A 3,024-nucleotide genomic window follows, 5' to 3' on the forward strand; every position below is an offset into this window, starting at 1 on the left:
CCGCCGCGCCCACTGCCGCGAATCCGGACATCCCGACCACAAAGTAGACCGGGGCCCCGGTCAGGGCGAAGGCTATGAAGGCGCCGAGCACCACCGTCGCGGCGAGGACCAGCGTGATGCGCAGCGCCATCGCCGCCCTGCCGCGGGTGTTCTGCCGATGAGTTGTTCCCCTGATCGTGCTGCCGGTGCCGCCCATGTCGTGCTCCCCTGCCGTCGCCGTTGGTTTCCACCACCATAACAAGTACTTTCCGTATTGGAAAGTACTTTCAGCAAACAGCTGGGCGCCGGGGGCTAGACGAACGCGCTCACCCCGGTCAGGGCCCGCCCCACGATGAGCGAGTTGATTTCATAGGTCCCCTCATAGGTATGCAGGATTTCGACATCACAGAAGACCTTGGCCATGTGCCCGTCACTCACCACGCCGTTTCCACCCAGCAACGCCCGGCCCTGAGACACCGATTCGCGGGCCAGGCGGGTGGCGGTGGACTTGGCCAGGGCCGCCTGCACCATCTCCAGCTCCCCCTGCTCCTGCCGCTGGGCCACATCGCGCATCATCGACAGGCAAACGGTCAGGTGACCGGCGATCTCGGCCAACGACTGCTGCACCAACTGGAAGGAGGCGATCGGCTTGCCGAACTGCTCGCGCTGCAGGCTGTACTGGCGGGTGATGTCCAAGGTGGCCATCATCGCCCCGACTGCCTGCCAGCCCACCCAGGCGCGCGACTGCATCAGCAGTTCATTGGCCGCGGCGAAGCTGGTGGCTCCGGGCAGCTTGTTCGCCACCGGGATGCGCACCTGATCCAATTCGATATCCGCGTTCTGCATGATCCGCAACCCGATCTTGTTCTCGATCTTGCTGGCCCGGTATCCCGGTCGGCTGCTTTCCACCAGGTACGCCCCGACCTCGCCGCTTTCTGGGTCGCGGGCCCAAACCAGGGCGAAGTCGGCAAGGTCCCCATCCCGATCCAGCGCTTGGAGCCGGTGATGACGTACTCCTGGCCATCGCGCACCACCTCGGTGCCCAGCCCGCCGGCGACATCCGAGCCGTGTTCCGGTTCGGTCAGGGCAAAGGCGCCAAAGGCCTCGAACCGGCTGAGCCTGGGCAGCCAGGTGTCCTTCTGCTCCTGGGAGCCCAGCGAGTCGATCATCCCCACGATCAGTTCATTGTGGATGCCCACCACGGAGGACAGGGAAATGTCGGCCCGGGCGATTTCGGCGTGGATCAGTCCGCGCAGCAGCTGGGAGCCCGGCTGCAGCTGCAGCCCGCCCAGCCCGGCATCGCCCAGCGTGCGCACCAGCTCGGCGGGAAACGCCTCCTTGTTCCAGTACTCGACCGACTGTGTCCGCAGCTGTTGCTGCACCAGTTCACGCACTTCGCGCAGCCGGGCCTGTTCTGCCGGTGACAGCTGCGTTTCGATTCCCAAAAGGTCCATCTGGGGTCTCCTTCCAAACCTTGGACGTCCAAGTATATTGTTGGACTAGTTCCGTTTTCCTAGGGGTATGAGATGACTGATCCGCTACCACGCGATCCGATCGCCGAGGCGCGCAGCCAGTGGGTTTCACATGGGTGGGGCCAGGAGGCCGACGCCATGGCGGCGATTACCGCCGTGATGCGCACCGCCTCGATCTTCCTGCAGCGTGCCGACGCGATCCTCAAGCCGCATGGGTTGACCTTCGCGCGCTTCGAGGTGCTCGCCCTGCTGGGGTTCTCCTCGCGCGGCTCGCTGCCAATGAGCCACGCCAGCCAGCGCCTGCAGGTTCATGCCACCTCCCTGACCAGCTCCGTGGACCGGCTGGAAGCCGCGGGCCTGGTCCGGCGGGTGGCCCATCCCACCGATGGGCGAACCCGGCTCCTGGAACTGACCGGACAGGGACGCGCGGTCCTGGAGCAGGCACGCGATGAACTGAACCAGCAGCTCTTCGCCAACAGCGGGCTGCAGCACGCGGAAGCCACACAGCTGTTCGAAATCCTGGCCGCCTTCCGGCACCGGGCCGGCGATTTCCTGTAGCGTGCCACGGCGCTACAGCGAGCCTTCGCGAATTGCCGTGATGATGGCCGAGAAGTCGTTGCCCGCTCCCCCGGCCTCGCTGAACTTCTTGTACAGCTGCGTGGCCAGCGCGCCCATGTGCGCGTCGGTGTCGGTCAGCTGCACGGCGCTGGCGGCCAGGCCCAGGTCCTTGCTCATCAGGGCCGCGGCGAAGCCGGGGCATAGTCCCGGTTTGCCGGGGATGAAGGCACCGGTCCGGGCACCGGGCAATTGGTCGTCACCGACCAGCACTGGCCGGAAGCCGAGGAGATGACGTCAAAGAGAGCCTGGTGGCTCAGCCCCAGCCGCTCGCCGAGCACGAAGGCCTCCGCGGCACCGATCATAGAGATCCCCAGCAGCATGTTGTTGCAGACCTTGGCCGCTTGCCCGGCTCCGTGCCCGCCACAGTGCACCACCCGCTTGCCCATGACTTCCAGGACCGGCCGGATCTGGTCCAGGTCCGCCTCCTCGGCACCGAGCATGAAGGTCAGCGTTCCCGCCTCGGCTCCCACCACCCCACCGGAGACCGGGGCATCGGCGCTGCGGTGCCCACCGGCCACCGCCAACTCGGCGGCTTCGCGGGCCTGGGCCACATCAATGGTGGAGCATTCCAGGAACAGCGTATTTGGCGGGGCCGCCTCCAGCAGGTAGTCGCGGTAGGCATCAAGCACGTGCTGACCGGTGGGGAACATCGTAACCACGATGTCCACACCCTGCGCCGCCTGCGCCCCTTCCTGCACCGTGGTGATGCCCAGGCCGGTGGCCGCTTGAAGTGCCTGGGGCATGACGTCGAAGGCCTTGAGCTCATAGCCGGCCGCGTGCAGGTTTGCCGCCATGGGCAGGCCCATGTGGCCCAGCCCGAGAAATCCGATCCGAGGTTTGCTGTCCATGCCTATTTCACTCCTTAACGCTTAAGGTGCCATGTTCGATCAACTCGAAATCCAGTTCGCGCCCGGCCAGGGGCGCCAGGTGGCGGGCCACGCGCTGCTGCGCGCTG

2 protein-coding genes and 2 pseudogenes are annotated in these 3,024 nt (G+C 66.1%); 1 reads left to right on the top strand and 3 read right to left on the bottom strand.

Annotated features, from left to right (window positions below; all coding sequences use genetic code 11):
- Both JCM19049_RS20220 and JCM19049_RS23485 read right to left on the bottom strand, forming a co-directional pair.
- The coding region (locus JCM19049_RS20220) for a hypothetical protein (RefSeq protein WP_279402967.1) at window positions 1–196 on the bottom strand (196 nt) is incomplete at its 3' end.
- Window positions 197–291: 95 nt separating this feature from the next.
- A pseudogene (locus JCM19049_RS23485) lies at window positions 292–1,433 on the bottom strand (acyl-CoA dehydrogenase family protein).
- Between the two features lie 72 nt (window positions 1,434–1,505).
- Between JCM19049_RS23485 and JCM19049_RS10660 the strand changes: the two are divergent.
- The gene (locus tag JCM19049_RS10660) at window positions 1,506–2,009 is read left to right on the top strand and encodes a MarR family winged helix-turn-helix transcriptional regulator (RefSeq protein WP_054821581.1); all 504 of its coding nucleotides are present in this window, start codon (window positions 1,506–1,508) and stop codon (window positions 2,007–2,009) included.
- 12 nt (window positions 2,010–2,021) lie between these two features.
- On the opposite strand, the pseudogene mmsB reads toward JCM19049_RS10660, so the two are convergent.
- Window positions 2,022–2,917, bottom strand: a pseudogene (gene mmsB / locus JCM19049_RS10665) (3-hydroxyisobutyrate dehydrogenase).
- Window positions 2,918–3,024 lie beyond the last annotated feature (107 nt).

The organism is Arthrobacter sp. JCM 19049, from assembly GCF_001310435.1.